Source organism: Alphaproteobacteria bacterium (genome assembly GCA_040905865.1).
In the GTDB taxonomy this organism is placed as follows: Bacteria; Pseudomonadota; Alphaproteobacteria; order UBA8366.
The window spans coordinates 1-19,801 of sequence record JBBDQU010000025.1 but is presented as its reverse complement, the minus strand read 5'-3'; the positions used below and the strand labels follow the sequence as shown (position 1 = coordinate 19,801).

Below are 19,801 nucleotides of genomic sequence, written 5' to 3'. Positions count from 1 at the left end.
TTTTCGCCCCTGGAAACGGCCAAAGAACCCAGGTCTGTTCCTGCCTATGATGCCATAATCCTGGGTGTCTCCGGGTTCCTCGCCAACGGTACGATCGAAGGAGACCCGAGCACTTTCCGGAAATAGTCGATCGTTTTCTCCAGTCCGATGTCCAAACTTATCGATGCGCCCCATGTCAACCTTTCACGTGCCAAGTCGACATTCGGGCGACGCCGGCAGGGATCGTCTTCCGGAAGCGGCAGGAATTCGATCGTTGAACGGGAGCCGGTTATTTCGATCACTTTTTCCGCCAGTTCCAGGACGGTGTTTTCGAAAGGACTGCCCAGGTTCAGCGGTCCGGGACCAGCGCCGGGCGTCTCCATGAATTTCACCAGGCCTTCTATCAAATCATCCACATAGCAAAACGATCTGGTCTGACTGCCGCTGCCAAAGATGGTAATTGGCTCTCCACGAAGCGCCTGCAATATAAAATTGGAAACTACGCGCCCGTCGTCAGGATCCATGCGCGGTCCATAGGTATTGAATATCCGCGCGACCCGGACATCAAGGCCGTGCTGCCGCCGATAATCGAAAAACAGGGTTTCGGCACAGCGCTTGCCTTCGTCGTAGCAGGATCGAATGCCGATCGGATTGACATGTCCCCAGTATTGTTCCGACTGGGGATGCATTTCAGGGTCTCCGTACACTTCGCTGGTCGATGCCTGAAGGACCGGCACCTTCAAACGCTTTGCCAGTCCGAGAATATTAATCGCGCCATTTACGCTGGTTTTTGTCGTCTGTACCGGGTCGCGCTGGTAATGGACGGGAGAAGCCGGGCAGGCGAGATTATATATTTTGTCGACCTCGACATAGAGTGGAAATGTCACGTCATGACGAATCACCTCGAAGAAAGGATTTGATAGCAGATGCGCTATATTTTCTTTCGAACCCGTAAAATAATTGTCGACGCAAATGACTTCATTGCCCTGCGCCAGCAGGAATTCGCATAAGTGGGAACCAAGAAACCCGGCGCCACCTGTTACAAGAACACGAGATTTCATTCCTCACTCTCCCTGGTTTTCAGATGAAGGCACAATTATTTTCGATTGGATACTTTCTGAACGGGTTTTTCTGATCGTGTTTCGTTGATAACGAGCGAATTTCGAAAAGGTTCCTGCTGCTGAAGGCGTTGATGCAGTCGGCATTGGCGCAGAAGGAATCGGGACCGGAAAATCCGACCGCACGTGTCGCGAATGGTAACCAGCGCGTCTGGCGCGGCGAAATTTCATTCTTCACGACTTGCCATCGGCCATTCGAAAGCGGCAACCCTGCAATCCGAAATTTCGTGGAACCTTTTGCGGTTACATCCCGTTTCAGCAAGGGACCGACGCAGTCGGCATTAGCGTCCGTTGTCTTGTGCAACGTTGTGAGAGGATATTTCGGGATGACGGGACCGCGCTATCTCATTACCGGCGGCGCCGGTTTCATCGGCCGGCACCTGGCTGGCGAACTCCTCGCATCCGGCGCCGAAGTCCGAGTTCTGGACAGCCTGCTGGAACAGGTACACGGCCGCGGACCAGTCTCACTGTCCCGACCGCTGGACGGGGTGGAATTCATCCGCGGCGATGTGCGTGATGCGACCGTCGTGCAGAAGGCCCTGTCACAGGTCGACGGCGTGTTTCATCTGGCAGCTGAAGTCGGCGTCGGCCAAAGTATGTATCAGGTCGACCGCTATACATCCGTCAACGACCTCGGGACCGCTGTTCTTTTCCAGCAACTGATCGAAAGGCCTGTCAAAAGGGTCGTCGTGGCGTCGTCGATGAGCATCTACGGTGAGGGGCTTTACGAAACCAGCGACGGCCGTCCCGCCGTATCAAGGGGGCGCGCACGAGAAGGATGGGATCCCGTTGACGACGCCGGAAACCGCCTTCGGGCCGTGCCTACACCGGAGACCAAACCGCCACAACTGGCGTCTGTCTACGCGCTGAACAAATACGTCCAGGAACGCATGACGCTGATGCTTTGTGAAACGTATTACATGGAAAGTTGCGCGTTACGCCTGTTTAATGTTTACGGTCCCGGCCAGGCGCTTTCCAATCCCTACACCGGCGTGCTGGCCATCTTCGCATCGCGGCTGTTGAACGGCCAGCGACCGATGGTATTCGAAGACGGCCACCAGCGCCGGGATTTCGTCCATGTGAAGGACGTGGCGCACGCATTCAGGCTTGCCATGGAAAAGCCGGAAGCAAACGGAGAAGTGATTAACATCGGAAGCGGCCGCTCAATCTCCATCACGGAAACCGCAGAGCAACTGGCGGCGGCGATGGGGCGCACAGATATCCGCCCGCTAATTACAAACAAGTCCAGGCAGGGCGATATCCGCCATTGCTTTGCCGATACATCCAAAGCCGCACGCCTTCTGGATTTTAAGGCACAGCGCGGTTTCAGTGAATCTCTGCCTGAACTGGCGGACTGGGTCGCGACTCAGGAGGCATTTGATGGCGTTGATGCCGCCCGTGCCGAACTCGAAGTCCGGGGGCTGGTTTCGTGACGGTCCACAGTGGGAGCGGTGAGCCGCTAGGCGTTGTCGAATGGTTCCGTGTCGGCGACAGGGATCGCGTGGACCAGTCAATCGAAAGGATGCAGCGGATCGGCATCCGGCGTCTGCGGACGCATCTTTCCTGGGCGGATTTCCACACAGAAAACGGTGACTGGTATGACTGGCTGATACCGCATGTTGCCGCAAAGGCCGACGTTCTTCCCTGTATCCACTACACGCCGCCGAGCCTTTCCCGGACAGGACGTACGTCGGGACCGCCACGCCGTCCGCTCGATTACGCCGACTTTATTGACCTGGTCCTCGACCGCTACGGACAGTATTTCGAATGGATCGAACTCTGGAACGAACCGAATAATCTGAACGACTGGGACTGGCGGGCGGATCCCGACTGGAACATTTATTGCCAGATGATCGGCGCGGCGGCCCATTGGGCGCAGCAGCGCGGATGGAAGACGTTGCTCGGCGGCCCCTGCCCGACAGACCTCAATTGGCTAAAGACGATCGGGGAACGTGGTGTCCTCGCAAAGTGCGACGCCATCGGATTACACGGCTTTCCCGGAACATGGGAATCGGCGGAAACACTTTGGCAGCCGTGGCGCGAGCAGGTAACCGCCGTTCGCGCCCTGTTGCAGGATCTGGACATTCAGGCGGAAATCTGGCTCACCGAAGTCGGCTATTCCTCCTGGCGCAACGACCCGGCCCCGTACGCCCATTGTTTTCTTGACGCCATGGAAGCGCCCGTAACCAGAGTCTACTGGTACATGCTGGAGGACATTCATCCGGCCGTACCGACCCAGGACGGACTCCGCTTCGATCCGCGTCATTATCATTTCGGTCTGTATGACGCCGACGGCGTACCTAAACTTACCGCCCGCCTGTTGGAGAAAGACGGGCTGGAAGCCGTGAAGGATGTGAAGCGGCTTATGAGCGCCCCCGCCATCGTGGGCAAAACCCGGCCGGTCGTGATCACAGGCGGCGCCGGATTTATCGGCAGCAATCTCGCCGATTCGCTGGCCGCGGATGGCCAGGACGTGCTCGTGTTCGATGCACTTTCCCGCCCCGGCGTCGAAGAAAACCTTGAATGGCTCCGGCGTCGCCATCCGCGGAAAGTCGCCGCCGCCATCGCGGACGTGCGGGACAAGACTGCTGTCGATGCGGCAGTCGGTTCGGCAAGCGCGGTGTATCATTTTGCCGCGCAGGTTGCCGTGACGACCAGTCTCTCGTTGCCGGAAAGTGACTTCGATATTAATGCGAAGGGCACGTTAAACGTGCTCGAAGCCGTGCGCAATCGGCCGGCCCCGCCACCGGTCATTTTTGCAAGCACGAACAAGGTGTATGGCGACCTGTCCCGGCATGAATTCATCCTGGTCGATGGCCGATGGGGGCCGGTCGATACCGCCACGCGCACGCATGGCGTCTCCGAGGCGCAGCCACTCGATTTCTGCACGCCGTATGGCTGCTCGAAAGGTGCTGCCGATCAGTACGTTCTGGATTATGCGCAGACTTTCGATATTCCCGCGACAGTACTGCGTATGAGCTGCATTTACGGTCCCCGGCAGTTCGGCACCGAGGATCAGGGATGGATCGCACATTTCCTGATACGCGCGCGGGCCGATGAGGCGCTGACTATTTTCGGCGATGGGCGGCAGGTAAGAGATGTGCTCCACGTCGCCGACGCCGTCACCGCATATCGCAAGGCGCTGACGAACATCGATACGCTGCGGGGGCAGCCCTTCAACCTGGGCGGGGGGGCGGCCAATGCCGTAAGCCTGCTCCAGGTTCTCGATGAGATGGAAAGCCTGCTCGGCAGACCCGTCAGGATCGCGTTCAGCGCGGAGCGGACAGGTGATCAGCTTTATTATGTCAGCGATACTTCCGCGTTCATCGCGGCCACAGGCTGGAAAGCACAGGTCCGCTGGCGTGACGGCCTGCGGAACCTGGACGCCTGGTTGAACGAGACCGCGTTGCCGACTGCGGGCCGGCATAAAGCGAGGGTCGCATGAGAGTCGCGCTCGTCAATCCGCCCTGGACATTTGACGGCAGCATCTATTTTGGCTGCAGGGAACCGCATCTGCCTATCGAACTGGGCGCCGCGCAAGTCCTCCTCGAGGCAGCCTGTCATGAAGCGCAAATGTTCGACGGGGCGCTCGACGGCATGGACATGCCCGCAATCGTCGAGGCCATTGCGGCCTATGGTCCGGACCTGACCGTCGTGACCACTGCCCCTACTTATCTGTTCTGGCGATGTACGCAACCGGAAGTCACGGTCCCGCGCCGTTTCCTGCATCTGCTCGGGGAAGGCGGCGGCCGGACCGTCGCCATCGGTCCGCATGGCTCTGCTACGCCGCGGGCGGCCCTCCGGAAACTCGGCTGCGACGTGCTCGTCTGCGGCGAAAGCGAAGAAGCCATCGTGACGCTGGCGGACGGCCGGCCACCCCTCGAGATTCCGGGCCTCGCTGTCCGGGCGGACGGCGATGTCATTGTAACCGGGCCGCCGCTGAAAACCCGCTTCACGGACTTACCGGCGCTGCACTGGCCGAACCGGTGGCTCCGGAACCACCGCCACCATCACCACCGTTTCGACCAGGAGCCGACGGGCCCCGGCGCGGAAATTGAGGCATCCCGCGGTTGCCCGTACGCCTGCAGCTTTTGCGCCAAGCTGGATTTCCGCGATGCATACAGACGACGTGATTTGGCAATCCTCGCCGAGGAGATAGACCGGCTTTTGCAGCAGGATGTGACGTACCTGTATTTTATCGATGAAATTTTTCTGCCCTGGAAGGAACTGCTCGAACTGCTCGAACGGCGAAAGGTCGAGTTTGGCATACAGACCCGCATAGACCTGTGGAAGCCGGACATGATCGAATTGCTGGGCCGCGCGGGTTGCGTTTCCGTGGAGGCCGGAGTCGAGAGCATCACGGAGTCAGGCCGTGAATCGTTAAACAAGCGCTGCCGGATGACAACATCCCAACTGACCGAGCGGTTGCTCCATACGAAACGTCACGTGCCGTTCGTCCAGGCGAACCTGATCGAAGTCGTTACCGACGACACGGAAGAGGTCGAACGCTGGCGCGACCTTATGCGAGACGCGGGAATCTGGGCAAACGATCCGGTACCGCTTTATCCCTACCCCAGTTCTCCCGACTACGGAAAGCTGTGGGGAACGCCGGATGATCATGCCTGGGAAAGGGCGCATGCTCATTACCTTGCTCAATTTTCGCAGCTCAGCGACGTACAGGACGAACGGCCGCTTCCGCTTGAAATGCTCGAATGCGACGAGGTGGCATAGCGGTGCGCCTGTTCCTGACGACAGATTCTATTGGCGGCGTTTGGCATTATTCGGTGATGCTTGCGGAACAGTTAACGGCTTGCGGGGCCGCCGTGCGTCTTGGCGTCATCGGCCGAGCTCCCTCTCCCATACAGATCGCGGAACTTTCCGCGCTTGAGAATATCGACAGCGTCCCGGTCAACGCGCCATTCGACTGGCTGGCGGGTAGCGAGGCTTCACTGGCTGCCACCCGCCGTGAAATCCGGGCCAGCGCGGCCGAATGGGGCGCCGACCTCATACAGATCAACCAGCCGGCATTCGCCGGAGAGCGGTATTCCATACCGTCCATAGCCATGGCGCACAGTTGCGTCGAAACGTGGTGGCGGGAGACTAAAGGCGCGCCTGCGCCTGACAACTGGTCATGGCACCGTAACGCTGTCCGTAACGGGTTGCGCGGGGCCGATGCCACGGTCGCCCCCAGTGCGGCTTTCGCCGCGCATTTACAGAAGACCTACGGGCTGCCGAAATCGCCACAGGTGATCCGCAATGGCGTTCGGAAGCCTCGTTATCGAGGTATCAAACAACCGCATGTTCTTTCTGCCGGACGCGCATGGGACGAGTCGAAAAATCTGGCGCTACTGGACAGGGCGGCCCCGCTTATAGACTGGCCTGTATATGTTGCCGGTGCGCGAATTCGCCCCGAGGACGGCTGGCAAGCCCAATTCAACAACGTCCGGTGCCTGGGCGAACTGGGCAGCATGGCAATGGCGCGGGAGTATGCGATTGCACCGATTTTTATTTCGCCCTCGCTATACGAACCTTTCGGTCTCGCCATTGCGGAAGCGGCGCACGCCGGAGCGGCGCTCGTTCTTTCCGATATCGCGACATTCCGCGAACTCTGGTCCGATGCGGCGTTGTTTTTCGATCCCGGGAATCCTGCCGACGCCGCGCGGCAGACGAACAGGCTGATCCGCGACGAAGCCTTGCTTGCGCGCCAGTCGAGGGCGGCCCGACAGCGCGTCGAACAATACACCATCGACAGGACGGCGAACGAGATGCACGCGCTGTATCGCTGCATACTCGCCGGCCGCCACCCCGAAAAGGTGCCGGCGTGATGCGCTTCGCATACTTCACCCATTCCCTCGTCTCCGACTGGAACCATGGCAACGCGCACTTCCTTCGTGGCATTCTTCGTGAACTGGCCGCCCGCGGCCACGAGGCGACGGCGTGGGAGCCGAAAGACAGCTGGAGTCGAAGCCATCTTCGAAACGAATCGCCGCGCGCGGAAGCGGATTTCAGGATCCGTTTTCCATCCCTGCGATCGCGGCTCTACGGCTCGGTGGAGGATATCGACGCCGCGCTGTGCGGCATGGATGTCGTCATTGTCCATGAATGGACGGATCCGAAGGTCGTGTCCCACATCGGGCGCCGCAGAAGATATTCACCCTTCACCCTGCTTTTTCACGATACCCATCATCGAATGGTCTCGGCGCCGGACGAAATGATACGTCTCGACCTTTCTTCCTTCGATGGCGTGCTCGCCTTCGGCGCCGCGTTACGTGAAGCGTATCTGTTGCAGGGCTGGGGCCGTCGTGTCTGGACGTGGCACGAAGCGGCGGACACGCACCTTTTCCATCCGATGCCGGAGATCGAACCGGACAGCGAAATTGTCTGGATCGGCAACTGGGGCGACGGCGAACGCACCGGAGAACTCGACGAATTCCTGTTTGAACCCTCAGCCGCAACAGGGCAGTCGCCGGATGTATACGGGGTCCGCTACCCCAAGGAGGCCTTGAAACGCCTGGACCGCTCGGGGGCGCGCTACCACGGGTGGTTGCCGAACGCCCGTGTCCCGGAAATTTTTGCGCGTCATCGCATGACGGTGCATGTGCCGCGCCGCTTCTACGTGGATATGCTGCCCGGGGTACCGACGATCCGCGTCTTTGAGGCGCTTGCCTGTGGCATTCCCCTCATTTGCGCCCCATGGGACGATTGCGAATCCTTGTTTCGCCCTGGTCGCGATTTCGCCATGGTTCGCAACCGGGCGGACGCCGAACGGCAAATGCTGCTTTTCAGGAACGAGCCCGCCGCTGCCCGATCCTACGCGGCCCGGGGCCTTGAGACAATTGCAAAGCGCCACACGGTCGCCCACAGAGTCGATGAACTCGTGGCGATCCTGCATGAACTTGATGTTCCTTCGGCACGAAGACCGGAGATGTCCTTGTGAAAATAGCATTCTACGGGTCCAGCCTTTTGTCGTCGTACTGGAACGGCGCTGCGACTTACTACCGTGGCCTCATTCGGGCGCTGGCCTGTCGGGGGCATGACCTGGCATTTTTCGAGCCGCGCGCATTCGATCGACAGCTAAACGCCGACATGGAGCCGCCGGAGTGGTGCGAGGTCGTTGTCTATGAGCCGGATTCCGACGGATTGCGCCACGTTCTGGCGAAAGCGCGTTGCTTCGACGTCGTGGTCAAGACAAGTGGCGTCGGTGTGCTGGACACCGAACTGCTGGAAGGGCTGCAACGAGGCATCGCGCCGCATGCGCTCTATATATTCTGGGACGTGGACGCGCCAGCCACGCAGGCTGAAATAGCGAATGAGCAGGACCACCCGTTGCGCCGGATTCTGCCCAAGCTGGACATGGTCGTGACCTATGGCGGCGGTCCCCCCGTTGAAAGGCGGTATCGAGAATTTGGCGCCTGCCGTTGTAATGCCATTTATAACGGGCTCGATCCCGAAACCCATCATCCGGCCGCTCCGGCACAAGCCTTTGCAGCGGACCTCTCATTCCTCGGCAATCGGTTACCGGATCGGGAAGCGCGAGTGGACGCGTTTTTCTTCGATGCGGCCCGCTCCGCACCGGAAAAAAATTTTCTGATCGGAGGTTCCGGCTGGAACGGCAAGTCCGTTCCGCCGAATGTGCGCTGGATCGGACATGTTTCGACCCGGGATCACAATGTATTCAATGCCACGCCGCGCGCCGTGCTCAATATTGCCCGTGAGAGCATGGCGCTCGTCGGCTACTCCCCGGCCACGCGTGTCTTCGAGGCGGCCGGTGCGGGCGCGTGCCTTGTCAGCGACCAATGGGACGGCATGGAACTGTTCCTCAAGCCGGAAGAAGAAGTACTGCTTGCACGGGATGGTCAAGACGTTGCCGAAATCGTCCGCCACCTGACGGCGGAGCGCGCCCATGAAATCGGTCAGGCGGCGCTTCGGCGGGTCCTCGCCGACCATACCTACGACAAAAGGGCGGAGACTGTTGAGAAACTGCTCGTTTCAGCCTATGCGGCGCGGCAGGTCGCATGATGGACGGCTTGAACCTCGTCGTTGTCGGCCTTACGCTTTCCTCCTCCTGGGGAAATGGACATGCGACGACCTATCGGGCGTTGTTAAGGGGACTGTCGGCCCGAGGAAGCAGCGTTACGTTCCTGGAACAGGAAGCGCCCTGGTATCGCGATAATCGTGATTTGCCCTCTCCGGAGTTTGCAACGCTGGAATTCTATTCCGACGTCTGCGATCTGAGATCACGGTTCACCGGCCCGGTACGCAACGCGGACGCCGTGCTCGTCGGCTCTTTCGTCTCCGACGGCGTAAAGGTGATCGACTGGGTGCTGGAAACCGCAACCGGGCCGGTCGTGTTCTACGACATTGACACACCGTTAACACTGTCGCGCCTGAAGCGAAATGAAGAGTCATACCTGGCACAGCGGCAGATACGGCATTTTGCGGCATATCTGTCATTTGCCGGCGGCCCAACCCTCGACGTCCTTCGCCGAAGCTACGGAGCGCGGCGGCCGTATGCATTTTATTGCACGGTGGATGCCGACCGCTACCGGCCGGACAAGGGCAATCCCGCCGAGTGGGCGCTCGGTTATCTCGGAACCTACAGCGACGACCGCCAGCCTTCCGTTCAGCGATTGCTCCTGGATACGGCTGCAGCCAGACGCGATGCGCAATTCATCGTCGCCGGACCGCAGTACCCGGAAGAAATAAACTGGCCCCGTAACGTGGCGCGGGTGGAACACCTGCCGCCGGCGAAGCATCCGTCCTTCTACAATGCCCAATCGCTCACGTTGAACGTGACGCGCGCCGATATGATTGCGGCGGGCTGGTCGCCGAGCGTGCGGCTGTTCGAGGCCGCTGCATGCGCTACGCCGGTAATTTCCGATCGATGGAATGGCCTGGACGAGTTGTTCCCGATCGGGGAAGCCGTCCTGGTGGCCGACACGACGGACGATGTGCGCGACTATCTCGACATGGATGAGACGCAAAGGCGCGGGATCGGGGAAATGGCGCGCGACATTGTATTGGAGCAGCACCGCGCGGAAGTGCGCGCCGGGCAACTGGAACAGATTCTCACTAACGTCAGAACCGGGTAGGAAGGATGTCCCTAACGCAACAGCAACAGGACGATGCGGTCAGGGAGATCGCCGCCCTGGGCCCCTGGTTTCACAATCTGCATCTTCCGAACGGGCTGCGCACGGCGCCCGATCACCGCTTCGGGGATTTTCCGCACTGCAAATGGCAGGAATTGAAGCCATATCTGCCCGAGTCGCTGGACGGTCGACGGGTTCTGGATATCGGCTGCAATGCCGGATTCTACACATTCGCGCTCGCGAAAATGGGCGCTTCCGTCGTCGGCATAGATGACGATCCGCATTACCTGCGCCAGGCCGAGTGGGCACGGAACCATATCGGGGCCGAAAGGGTCAGATTCCGGCGGCAACAGGTTTATGACCTCGCGCGGACAACAGAACACTTCGATGTCGTTGTCTTCATGGGGGTCTTCTATCATCTCCGGTATCCTCTCCTCGCCCTCGACATCATCGCCGGATTGCGGCCGGATATGCTGATATTCCAGACCCTGACGGCGGACGTCGGCGACATTGGCGCCGACCCCAAGCAACCGCTGGACTTTGACAATCGCAAACAATTAACCGAGCGCGACTGGCCCTTCATGGCGTTCATAGAAGGCGATTTCGCCGGTGACCCAACCAACTGGTGGGCGCCGAACCATGCGGCGGTCTGCGCCCTGCTGCGCGCTGTCGGTTACAGGGTAACCGCCCGCCCCGGTCACGAAATATACGTTTGTCGCCGCGACAGCGCCTTCTCTTTGCATGCCGCCAACCTTCGGCAATACCAATCGGCTACGGCAAAAAGGACTGAATCATGGCGAATCTGAAAGTAATCGCATTGAACTGTTCGCTGAAAGGTTCCGACAAAGAGTCTTCTACCGGTCTGCTTCTGGCGCAGATCGCCAAGGAGTTCAGGAAATTCGGGTCCAGCTGCAAAATCGTCAGGGTAGCCGATCTCGATATAAAGCCGGGGGTCAGCTCCGATGAAGGCGATGGAGATGAATGGCCCGGCGTGAGACGCGGCATCGTTGCCTCCGACATACTGGTCGTTGGCACCCCGATATGGCTCGGTAAACCATCCAGCATCTGCCAGAAAGTCCTGGAACGGCTGGATGCCTTTTTGGGCGAAACAGATGCGCGTCACAGGATGCCGTCATACGGCAAGATCGCCTGTGTTGCCGTCGTCGGGAACGAAGACGGCGCCCATCATGTTTCGGCGGAACTCTATCAGGCCTTGAACGACGTCGGATTCACTATTCCCGCAAATGCCGTAAGCTACTGGGTCGGCGAAGCAATGGGTGGGACCGATTACAAGGACCTGGAAAAAACGCCGAAGCAGGTCGCCAGCGCAACTGCCATGCTGGTGCGCAATGCCGTCCATCTGGCCGGAATGCTGAAAGCCGACCAGTACCCCGGATTGCCCGAATAAAAGGCTGCACAAAAATTTGCCGCCGTTGTGCGTTCCGGCGTTACTCCGCTCACAGCATCAGCCGCCCGCCTGTTACCGGGAGCAGCGCGCCTGTCACGTAACTCGCATCGTCTGAAGCGAGATAGACATAGGCTGCCGCCAGTTCGGCCGGTTGACCGGCGCGTCCGAGCGGTGTCGACTTCCCGAAATTCTCAACCTTTTCCTCCGGCATGGTGGAAGGAATGAGAGGAGTCCAGATGGGACCCGGAGCGACGGCGTTCACGCGAATGCCCTTGTCGGCCAGCAGACCCGACAGCCCGCCGGAAAAGTTGGCGATTGCTCCCTTTGTCATCGCATAGGGAAGCAGTCCCGGGCTCGGATCGGTGGCATTGATCGACGATGTGTTGATGATGGAGCTGCCCGGCTTCATGTGTGGAATCGCCGCCTTGCACAGAAAGAACATGCCCGACAGGTTAGTTCGCAGCGTAATATCCCATTCTTCGGCGGTGATATCCTCTATGCTGTCGAATGTGGCCTGATGCGCGGCGTTATTTACGAGGATGTCCACCTTCCCGAACTCATCCAGGGCGCGCGTGACTATACTTTTGCACTGCGATTCCTCTTTAATATCGCACTTCACCAGAACGGCTCGCCGCCCCGCCTTTTCAACCCATTTCTTGGTTTCTTCGGCGTCTTCGTCTTCTGAATAATACGCCACCAGTACGTCGGCGCCTTCGCGTGCATATGCAATTGCTACGGCGCGACCGATGCCGGAATCCGCCCCGGTGATGATCGCGGCGCAATCTTTCAGTTTCCCACTGCCCTGGTAACTTTCTTCGCCGTGGTCCGGCTCATCTTCCATCTTCGCCGTAAATCCCGGCATGGGCTGATGTTGCGGGGGCTGCGGCGGTCTTGGATAACGATTGCGAGGGTCTCTTGGCATATCGACGATTCCTCCTGTATCCCAGCCATCCCTATTTTCGGCCAGGCTCCGCCCTGCGCCGATGCAACTGCGCCAGGACAGTCTCGGGCACGAGGCCTGCGAAGGTCGTCTCGACCTTGTTCATGAAGCCGCTGACGATGCCCGATTCGCCGTTTTTCATCGCCTCATAGCCATCTCTGGCCACTTTCGCAGGATCTGTCTTGTCGTCGTCCTGGCCGACGCGCGTGTCTTCCATGTGGGCCCGATCAAAAAACTCGGTCTCCGTGGGGCCGGGCATCAGACATGTAACGGTGACGTTGCTGTCCTTCAGTTCGTTACCGAGTGCATAGGAAAAACTGTCGAGGAAGGCTTTCGTTCCGTTATAGACTGCCTGGAAACTGCCCGGCACAAAGCCGGCGATCGACCCCGTGACAAGAATGCGTCCCCTGTTCCGGTCGCGCATGCCACGGCCGATCTTTTGGATAAGGCTGATTGTCCCGGTGATATTGAGGTCGATAACGCCCTTTGCCTCACCCAGATCCTGATCCAGGAAGCCATGGCCCAACCCGACGCCGGCATTGGCCAGCAGGGCGTCGACTTCCCGATCGCCGATCCACGCACACAGCCTGTCCACACCGTTCTCGGTCGCAAGGTCTGCCTGTACAGCCTCGACCTGCCGCGCCCCGGCGTCGCGCAACTTTCTCGCGGCATACTCGATTCGGGGCTCTTCCGCGCAGATGATCAGATCGTAACCGTCTTCCGCGCAACACCGTGCAAGTTCGTACCCGATTCCGGTCGAAGCCCCGGTTACGACGGCGAGAGGTGTCGAAGCTATCACATCCCTACTCCCACTGATTTATGCGGCAGGCTTGAGAACCACCTTGGTCCACTCATCCTGGTTTTCATTGAAGTTGCGATAACCTTCCGGCGCCTCCTCCAAAGGGAGGCGATGGCTGATCAGGAAGGTTGTGTCGATCTCGCCCTCCTGGATACGGCGCAGCAGGTCAGCGCTATAGCGCTGTACATGCGTTTGGCCTGTCCTGAGTTGCAGGCCCTTTTCCATCAGCGCGCCGAGCGGAAACTTGTCGAGCATGCCGCCATATACCGCCGGCATGGAGATCCGGCCGCCTTTCCGGCAGGACATGATCGCCTGCCGGAGCGCATGGCCCCGGTCGGTGCCGATGCCGACTTTCTGCTTGATCGTGTCCACGACGTTGTCGAGGGAAAATCCGTGGGCCTCCGTTCCCACCGCATCGATCACGGCGTCCGGGCCGATTCCACCGGTCATTTCGGTCAGCGCCTCGCGCACGTCGGTCTGGACGAAATCGATAATTTCGGCACCCAATTGGCGAGCAAGTGCAAGCCGGTTAGGATAGTGGTCGATGGCGATCACCTGATGCGCGCCCATGAACAGGGCGCACTGAATCGTAAAGAGCCCGACGGGTCCGCAGCCCCAGACGGCGACTGTGTCGCCCTCTTCTATCTGGGCATTCTCCGCGGCCATCCAGCCGGTGGGCAGGATATCCGACAGGAACAGCACCTGTTCATCCTCAAGGCCGTCCGGGACAACAATGGGTCCTGTATCGGAGAACGGCACGCGCACGAGTTCGGCCTGGCCGCCCGGATAGCCGCCGGTCAGATGCGAATAGCCGAACAGCGCACTCATGGGATAACCGTACAATGTTTCCGTGACATCCTGCTTGTCCACCGGGTTGGAGTTGTCGCAAGCCGAATACTGATGTTTGTCACAGAAAAAGCAGTTTCCGCAGGCGATAACGAACGGCACGACAACGCGCTGCCCTTTCTCCAGCGTGCTATCCCTGCCAACATCCACCACCTCTCCCATGAATTCATGGCCAAGGATATCGCCTGCCACCATCCCGGGTATCACTCCGTTGTAGAGGTGCAGGTCCGAACCGCAAATGGCGGTCGACGTGACCTTTACTATCGCGTCTCTCGGATTGACGATTTCAGGATCGGGAACGTTATCTACTCTGACGTCGTGCGTTCCGTGCCACGTGAGTGCACGCATTTCATAATCTCCTTCATGCCGCCTTGCGGCGATTCTCGGAGCGGGCGACTTCTCCGGTTTCCATGAGCATCTTGAAACGCTTCAGTTCGTGCCGCCCCTGTATCCCGGGCTCGCGCCGGAACAGCGCCGAGATAATGCGTCCGAGTTCGCCTGCGGGCGGCTTGTAGGCGATAATCGCCTCGGTTTGGGTTCCGCGGCCATTGGGCGCTTCGCGAAACGTGACGCGGCCCTCCGTTTCGATTTCAGAGCCTTCCACCGACCGCCAGGCGATGAGTTCATTTTCGCGTTCGTCGACAATCCGGGTCTTGACGGTTACCGTACGATTCATTGGCGCGGCAATTGTCCACACCGTCAGGTCTCCCTCAATCTGCACGGATTCGACATTCTCCATGAAGTCCGGCAGGTTGTTAAAGTCGCGCCAGAAACGGTACAATTCGCTCCGTGGCCTGTTGATCGTTACCGTGCGTCCAACCACGGCGAAGCCACCGAAGCGGTCGGTCCTTGCCGTCCGGCCCGGCGCACTGTCTGGCGGCCGCCCCGCGCGGGCGCCCTTCGCTCCCAGCACTACGACCGCTGCGAGTGTCGCAACGGCCGCGATGCCCACGCCCAACCACAGCTTTCCCCCGCGGCGGTTGTGATGTGTCCTACCGGTTATCCTGCTATCGTCAGCCATGGCGTCAGCCTCACCCGGTTGTCATGAAATCCTCAGAGCGAATCCTGCAGTTCCTTCTTGCGGGATTCCATACGGGATCCAAGTTCCTCCAGTTGTTTCTTTGTGAGCGCCTTCTTGGCCTTCGGAAACATCTCTTCTTCCTCATCCTTTGCGTGATGCTCGACCAGTTCCCGCAGAACTTTTGCACAACCGGAAAATTCAGCGCTTTTCCTGTCGGCATCTTCAGTGTCAGGAATAACCATGTCTTCCACGATGTGATGCTCCTCCATGGACTCATGATAAAGTTCCCCGTGGGCTTTCTCGTCGGCTTCCCGGAAGGCAGGATAAAAAATTTCCTCCTCCAGCCGCGTGTGGATATGCAGTTCGTTTCTGATTTTCTTCAGAAGTTCGTCGCGTTCCTTCTGGTCTCCGTTGTCGCTGTCAGTCAGTTTCTTGAGAAGGCCACGGACCTTGTCGTGGTCTTCTTCGAGAAGCTCAATGGCGTTGGGCATGGTGGTTAATCCTCCTTCGCTTATCGGTGGCATCGGCATTGGAAGCTGTACATAAACAGTCATGCGGTCTTTGGCGCAGTTCCCTGAGGCCCTTCCGCAGTACAACGAGTAACAGCGCGACACGACCAAGGTTCCAACAAATCGCAAATAAACTGGTGCAAAGCGATGCAGCAGATTCTGGCAGTCGAGCGCCTGCCGTCCAGAGTCGCCAGGGCGGGGCCCGCAGCCTGCGGGATGGCCACCCCCGTGCCGTTTGCAATTCCGCTCCCGTAGCGGACCGGAAAACGAAATCCGCCGCCTCCAGCCAAAACCAGAAGCTTTTCAATGGCCGACTCGGCGCCTTTTGGCTGGAGGCGAGCGGGACGCAATGACGGCGATGTCCCCTGCCTGAAGGAACCAGCGGGTACGTTGCCCCGTTTAAAAATGAAAGGCTTGAAGGATATACAGAAAGCAGAAATTCCCGTGGCCCGTCTGACGGCGGAAGGAAGGATCATGATGACGGTGGAAGGAGGAATCATGGCGAGACAGCATGAATCGCTATACCGGGAACTGGTCGGCCTGTTTCATGAGGCTGAAGATCTGGAACAGGCGATCAGCAAACTGACAAGTTCCGGCTGGGATCACGCGGAGCTGAGTCTGCTCGCGCAGGGAGGGCTTTTGTCGCCCGACCATGTCGTCGAGGATACGCACGACATTGCCGAAAATTCGGGAGTCGAACGGCAATCCCCGGTATCCGAGACCGACGTAAGGCAGGGACGCACCCTTATGACCGGGATGGCGGGCGTCGCCGCGGCATTCCTTGCCAGCGGCGCCACCATCATGACGGGCGGCGGTGCACTGGCTGCCATTGTCGGCGCCGCCGCTGCGGGCGGTGGCGCGGCAGCGGTTACCGAAGCACTGGGATGGCGCGTCGGATCCGGGCGCGCCGCGTTTCTTCAGGAACAGATCGAGCAGGGCGGTATCCTTCTGTGGGTCAAGATCCGGGCGCCCGAGGAAGAACAGTTGGCCGCCAACATCCTAGCAGATTGCGGTGGAACGGAAATTCATGTCCATGAAATGGACGCGGATGAAACATAAAAGGTTGTCCATTTCGTTCAGTTTCCCGCCGTCCCCTTCCGTGCTTTCCTGGCGTCCGCACCACACGAAGGGGTTCCCGTAACCGGTACTCAGTCTTCCAATTTTTTCTCCTGCTTTTCAACGGCATGAATCCCCTGATCGCCCTGGGTAATCGGAGCGTTCCTTCCGCCGGCGACGGCGCCTTCCCATTGTGACCTGCTTGTGGCATGTTTTGTGGCGTGCCCCTCGGCCTGCCGGGAAGTATACGTTTGTTAACACTACGTTATTGCGTAAATAATCAGCATATTGTAACTGATACAGGTTTTGCCGGCTGGCTTCGTCCGGGTCAGCCACCGAGCCTTTTTTTATGCGAAAAATGGATGAAAAACAGTGAGAGCATATAATTTCACCACGATTTTGGTGGCCGCCGTCATTGCCGCAACATTGTGGCCCGGAACGAATGCATTTGCCTTGGACAACTTTCGATTGTTGGAAAAATTCGGGAAACAAGTCAAATGGGGTGATCCGGCGATAGGTTCAGGCGCCAAAGTCACATATGCATACGTCGTAAAACCTGTCGAACATCCAGCGACATTAAACTGCAGCCGGATGACTTCGCTCGACGGTTTGCTGGCAACTTCTGGTATTTCGGCGGATGTGTTACGTGAGGAAGTGAACGCCGCCTTTGCAGCATGGGAAAATGCCGCAAATATTTCTTTTGTGGAAACAGAAGATCAGGCCACAGCGCAGATACAGATTGGAGCCCAATCGACGCCCCGACGGTTCGCCTTTGCCAATGTTGACTCCAGCGAAGCGCAGGGCGCAGGTATCGGCACAATTCACAGGTCGCTGATCTGCCTCAATCCTCTGATAAAATGGAAAGTCGGATTCGATGGCGACCTTACGGTCTATGATCTGCGCTATACTTTTATTCATGAAATAGGACACGCCATTGGGCTCGATCATGCCGGCGCATCCGGCCAGATGATGTCGTTCACCTATCGCGAATCCTTCCGTGACCTGCAACCGGGCGATATTTCAGGAATTGAAGCACTGTACGGAGCCAGACCTGAAAAAATAGACTTGGCGGCGTCCGATACCGCGCCATCGCCTGCGCCTGTCGAACAGTCGCCGCATACGGCAGTGCGTCCGTAGCGTTCTTTTTCGATCGGGAAATCGAAGATTGATTTACCGGATCGGCAAGGGAGCCTTGCCGCCGGCCATGCGTTTTGCAACACCGCCAGGGCGGTCGGACGCAACTCGCGCTGATAAAAGGCGCAATCGGGCATTTTGCATCCGGTATGCCTCGACGCAGCGTAACCTGTCGGGATGCGCCGCCAAATACGCTTCGGCCAGGGCTCGCCGGCCGGAAGACAGCTCGTCGTCGACGTAGGCGTGAATATCACGCTCTACAATGATGTGACCTATATTGGACGTCGTATGTGTCATTTGGCTTCCGTAGTCTGGCTCCCTGCGAGAAACCTAGCGGGCCAGATGGATATTCGGGTCGACGCTGCCTTCCATACTCTTTCGCAACGCCTCGCGACCGCGCGACAGGCGGGACATAACTGTTCCAATCGGAATATCGAGTGATTTCGCGACGTCCCTGTAGCTCATGCCTTCAACGCCGATCATAATAACGACCTGACGCTGGTCTTGCCGCAGGTCCATCAGGCCGCGTTCCAGATCTCGCAAGACAATCGGATCGGGCTGTTGTTCCGGACACTGTAAATGCCATTCCACGTCCTCCATCGGGACCTGTCGTCCGCGCCGCGACACCATTCCGGCGCGATCAAGGTGAAGGTTGTGCAGCATTGTAAAGAGGTATGCCTTGATATTTCGGACACTGTCCCAAACATGGCGCTTTCGCAGGGCATGGCACAGTGTTTCCTGGACGAGATCGTCCACCTCCGTCGAACTCCCCAATAGCACCCTCGCATACCGCCGCATTTCAGGAATGTAACGCGGTAACTGTTGGCCAAACCTGTCCAGCATTTTTATCGTCTCCTTGTGAGATCACGAAACGTCGCCTTCCGTGACGATGATCTGGACACGTAACGCTGCCTGTTTAAGGTCCTGCTCTACTTGCTCATTTTCTTGACATGCCCCGAACACGCCGCACCACTTTCCCCTCTTCCTGGGACATTCAGAACCGCAAGGCGCGGCTGACCTGTATCGACTAAAACGGCTCTTATCGGCACCGCTGCGACGGTTGATTCCAGAATGCGGGCAGTTTCACGCTGTGATTATTCCATGGCCGGAGATTTTCCATCCTGCGGTGGCGAATAAATAAAGCCGCTAGACGTCAGTGATGATGAGTGGACTGCTGCTTCGGTCAATCCGGCCCCAAAACGACTGCGCTGCAATACGGCAGGAACGACGAGGCCGGGGCGTTACCAGGAATGTCGAAACGACTTTGAAAGGATATCAGACCATGGGTACGAACAAGCGCAACGATGCGAAAAACGTACTGGCAGCCGGCCTTGCCGCGCTGGCGCTGGCGGTATCACCCGCCATTGCCCAGGAGGCACAGCCGGGTGCGGAGGCGCTGCCGGGTGTGGAGGCGCAGCCGGGCGCAGGCGTTACCGCACCGACTCCTCAGGCCACGACGATAAATGAAAGCCTGGTGGGCGCAGATGTCTATACGGTTGACGGCAACAACATCGGCGAAGTCGAAACAATCATGCGCGACGGCAATCAGGAAATTGTCGCGCTCAACCTGTCCATCGGCGGGATTCTGGGACTGGGCGCAAAGCAAGTCATGATTCGACCCGAAGAGGCGCAGGTTCAGAACGACGAAGGGAAACCTGCCGTTTACCTTGAAGTTACCGAAACGGAACTGCAGAAAAGAATCCAGGAACAAGGTGCCACAGGCAGCGCGCCGAACAACGGTATTCGTTGAACCGAAACCTGAAGCCGGGCGGAAGGTTCATATGGGTGCCGCGCAATTATCGCGAACCACGCCTGTCGCCCGGCTGAGGGTCACAACAGTCTTGGCGGTAAGCGGTCTGGCTTTTCCTCCCTGAGCCAATGCCGTTCGCCGCCGGGGATGCC

At 58.8% G+C, this 19,801-nt stretch carries 20 protein-coding genes; 12 read left to right on the top strand and 8 right to left on the bottom strand.

The genetic code is table 11. The features are described from left to right. Positions 1–44: 44 nt before the first annotated feature. The gene (locus tag WD767_05400) at positions 45–1,040 is read right to left on the bottom strand and encodes a UDP-glucuronic acid decarboxylase family protein (protein ID MEX2615511.1); all 996 of its coding nucleotides are present in this window, start codon (positions 1,038–1,040) and stop codon (positions 45–47) included. 383 nt (positions 1,041–1,423) lie between these two features. Here WD767_05400 and WD767_05395 point away from each other — a divergent pair, with 383 nt between their 5' ends. From WD767_05395 to WD767_05355, 9 genes are read left to right on the top strand one after another with little or no spacing between them, the layout of a single operon-like run. Next, on the top strand, positions 1,424–2,530 hold the full coding sequence (locus WD767_05395) for an NAD-dependent epimerase/dehydratase family protein (GenBank protein ID MEX2615510.1): 1,107 nt from the start codon (positions 1,424–1,426) through the stop codon (positions 2,528–2,530). Continuing rightward, complete coding sequence (locus WD767_05390; GenBank protein ID MEX2615509.1) at positions 2,527–4,542, top strand: NAD-dependent epimerase/dehydratase family protein; 2,016 nt, start codon at positions 2,527–2,529, stop codon at positions 4,540–4,542. Before WD767_05395 ends, WD767_05390 begins: the two co-directional genes overlap by 4 nt. Then, the gene (locus tag WD767_05385; GenBank protein MEX2615508.1) at positions 4,539–5,828 is read left to right on the top strand and encodes a TIGR04295 family B12-binding domain-containing radical SAM protein; all 1,290 of its coding nucleotides are present in this window, start codon (positions 4,539–4,541) and stop codon (positions 5,826–5,828) included. The genes WD767_05390 and WD767_05385 overlap by 4 nt, the downstream gene beginning before the upstream one ends. Further along, positions 5,810–6,922, top strand: a complete 1,113-nt coding sequence (locus WD767_05380) for a glycosyltransferase family 4 protein (protein MEX2615507.1) — start codon at positions 5,810–5,812, stop codon at positions 6,920–6,922. Before WD767_05385 ends, WD767_05380 begins: the two co-directional genes overlap by 19 nt. Then, positions 6,922–8,034 carry a glycosyltransferase gene (locus tag WD767_05375; GenBank protein MEX2615506.1) on the top strand — a complete coding sequence of 371 codons (1,113 nt, stop codon included), beginning with the start codon at positions 6,922–6,924 and terminating at the stop codon, positions 8,032–8,034. Before WD767_05380 ends, WD767_05375 begins: the two co-directional genes overlap by 1 nt. Next, entirely contained in the window at positions 8,031–9,116 is a 1,086-nt protein-coding gene (locus WD767_05370) for a glycosyltransferase (protein MEX2615505.1), read from the top strand. Before WD767_05375 ends, WD767_05370 begins: the two co-directional genes overlap by 4 nt. Then, a complete protein-coding gene (locus WD767_05365) occupies positions 9,113–10,189 on the top strand; it encodes a glycosyltransferase (protein MEX2615504.1) in 1,077 nt (358 codons plus the stop codon). Before WD767_05370 ends, WD767_05365 begins: the two co-directional genes overlap by 4 nt. 5 nt (positions 10,190–10,194) lie before the next feature. Continuing rightward, positions 10,195–10,992 carry a TIGR04290 family methyltransferase gene (locus WD767_05360; protein MEX2615503.1) on the top strand — a complete coding sequence of 266 codons (798 nt, stop codon included), beginning with the start codon at positions 10,195–10,197 and terminating at the stop codon, positions 10,990–10,992. Continuing rightward, positions 10,980–11,594: an NAD(P)H-dependent oxidoreductase gene (locus tag WD767_05355; protein ID MEX2615502.1), complete on the top strand. Its 615-nt coding sequence runs from the start codon at positions 10,980–10,982 to the stop codon at positions 11,592–11,594. Before WD767_05360 ends, WD767_05355 begins: the two co-directional genes overlap by 13 nt. 49 nt (positions 11,595–11,643) lie before the next feature. Here the strand turns inward: WD767_05355 and WD767_05350 are convergent, their stop codons facing one another. From WD767_05350 to WD767_05330, 5 genes are all read right to left on the bottom strand, one after another. Further along, positions 11,644–12,516: a glucose 1-dehydrogenase gene (locus tag WD767_05350; protein MEX2615501.1), complete on the bottom strand. Its 873-nt coding sequence runs from the start codon at positions 12,514–12,516 to the stop codon at positions 11,644–11,646. 31 nt (positions 12,517–12,547) lie between these two features. Continuing rightward, positions 12,548–13,330, bottom strand: a complete 783-nt coding sequence (locus tag WD767_05345; protein ID MEX2615500.1) for an SDR family NAD(P)-dependent oxidoreductase — start codon at positions 13,328–13,330, stop codon at positions 12,548–12,550. Between the two features lie 21 nt (positions 13,331–13,351). Beyond that, entirely contained in the window at positions 13,352–14,527 is a 1,176-nt protein-coding gene (locus tag WD767_05340) for a zinc-dependent alcohol dehydrogenase (GenBank protein ID MEX2615499.1), read from the bottom strand. 13 nt (positions 14,528–14,540) lie between these two features. Continuing rightward, entirely contained in the window at positions 14,541–15,137 is a 597-nt protein-coding gene (locus tag WD767_05335; GenBank protein ID MEX2615498.1) for an SRPBCC family protein, read from the bottom strand. 95 nt (positions 15,138–15,232) lie between these two features. After that, entirely contained in the window at positions 15,233–15,691 is a 459-nt protein-coding gene (locus WD767_05330) for a hemerythrin domain-containing protein (GenBank protein ID MEX2615497.1), read from the bottom strand. Positions 15,692–16,153: 462 nt separating this feature from the next. Here WD767_05330 and WD767_05325 point away from each other — a divergent pair, with 462 nt between their 5' ends. Next, entirely contained in the window at positions 16,154–16,768 is a 615-nt protein-coding gene (locus WD767_05325; protein MEX2615496.1) for a hypothetical protein, read from the top strand. A 369-nt stretch (positions 16,769–17,137) separates the two neighbouring features. Beyond that, complete coding sequence (locus WD767_05320; protein MEX2615495.1) at positions 17,138–17,902, top strand: matrixin family metalloprotease; 765 nt, start codon at positions 17,138–17,140, stop codon at positions 17,900–17,902. A 33-nt stretch (positions 17,903–17,935) separates the two neighbouring features. On the opposite strand, the gene WD767_05315 is transcribed toward WD767_05320, so the two are convergent. Together WD767_05315 and WD767_05310 are read right to left on the bottom strand one after the other, a co-directional pair. Continuing rightward, on the bottom strand, positions 17,936–18,196 hold the full coding sequence (locus tag WD767_05315) for a hypothetical protein (protein ID MEX2615494.1): 261 nt from the start codon (positions 18,194–18,196) through the stop codon (positions 17,936–17,938). 33 nt (positions 18,197–18,229) lie between these two features. Then, entirely contained in the window at positions 18,230–18,742 is a 513-nt protein-coding gene (locus tag WD767_05310; protein MEX2615493.1) for an RNA polymerase sigma factor, read from the bottom strand. A 439-nt stretch (positions 18,743–19,181) separates the two neighbouring features. Between WD767_05310 and WD767_05305 the strand changes: the two genes are divergently transcribed. Continuing rightward, positions 19,182–19,649 carry a PRC-barrel domain-containing protein gene (locus WD767_05305; GenBank protein ID MEX2615492.1) on the top strand — a complete coding sequence of 156 codons (468 nt, stop codon included), beginning with the start codon at positions 19,182–19,184 and terminating at the stop codon, positions 19,647–19,649. Positions 19,650–19,801: the final 152 nt, after the last annotated feature.

Coding starts and splice junctions, on each gene's coding strand:
- WD767_05400 (MEX2615511.1), bottom strand. CDS start 1,040: ATGAAATCTCGTGTTCTTGTAACAGGTGGCGCCGGGTTTCTTGGTTCC.
- WD767_05395 (MEX2615510.1), top strand. CDS start 1,424: ATGACGGGACCGCGCTATCTCATTACCGGCGGCGCCGGTTTCATCGGC.
- WD767_05385 (MEX2615508.1), top strand. CDS start 4,539: ATGAGAGTCGCGCTCGTCAATCCGCCCTGGACATTTGACGGCAGCATC.
- WD767_05380 (MEX2615507.1), top strand. CDS start 5,810: ATGCGACGAGGTGGCATAGCGGTGCGCCTGTTCCTGACGACAGATTCT.
- WD767_05375 (MEX2615506.1), top strand. CDS start 6,922: ATGCGCTTCGCATACTTCACCCATTCCCTCGTCTCCGACTGGAACCAT.
- WD767_05365 (MEX2615504.1), top strand. CDS start 9,113: ATGATGGACGGCTTGAACCTCGTCGTTGTCGGCCTTACGCTTTCCTCC.
- WD767_05360 (MEX2615503.1), top strand. CDS start 10,195: ATGTCCCTAACGCAACAGCAACAGGACGATGCGGTCAGGGAGATCGCC.
- WD767_05355 (MEX2615502.1), top strand. CDS start 10,980: ATGGCGAATCTGAAAGTAATCGCATTGAACTGTTCGCTGAAAGGTTCC.
- WD767_05350 (MEX2615501.1), bottom strand. CDS start 12,516: ATGCCAAGAGACCCTCGCAATCGTTATCCAAGACCGCCGCAGCCCCCG.
- WD767_05340 (MEX2615499.1), bottom strand. CDS start 14,527: ATGCGTGCACTCACGTGGCACGGAACGCACGACGTCAGAGTAGATAAC.
- WD767_05330 (MEX2615497.1), bottom strand. CDS start 15,691: ATGCCCAACGCCATTGAGCTTCTCGAAGAAGACCACGACAAGGTCCGT.
- WD767_05315 (MEX2615494.1), bottom strand. CDS start 18,196: ATGACACATACGACGTCCAATATAGGTCACATCATTGTAGAGCGTGAT.
- WD767_05310 (MEX2615493.1), bottom strand. CDS start 18,742: ATGCTGGACAGGTTTGGCCAACAGTTACCGCGTTACATTCCTGAAATG.
- WD767_05305 (MEX2615492.1), top strand. CDS start 19,182: ATGGGTACGAACAAGCGCAACGATGCGAAAAACGTACTGGCAGCCGGC.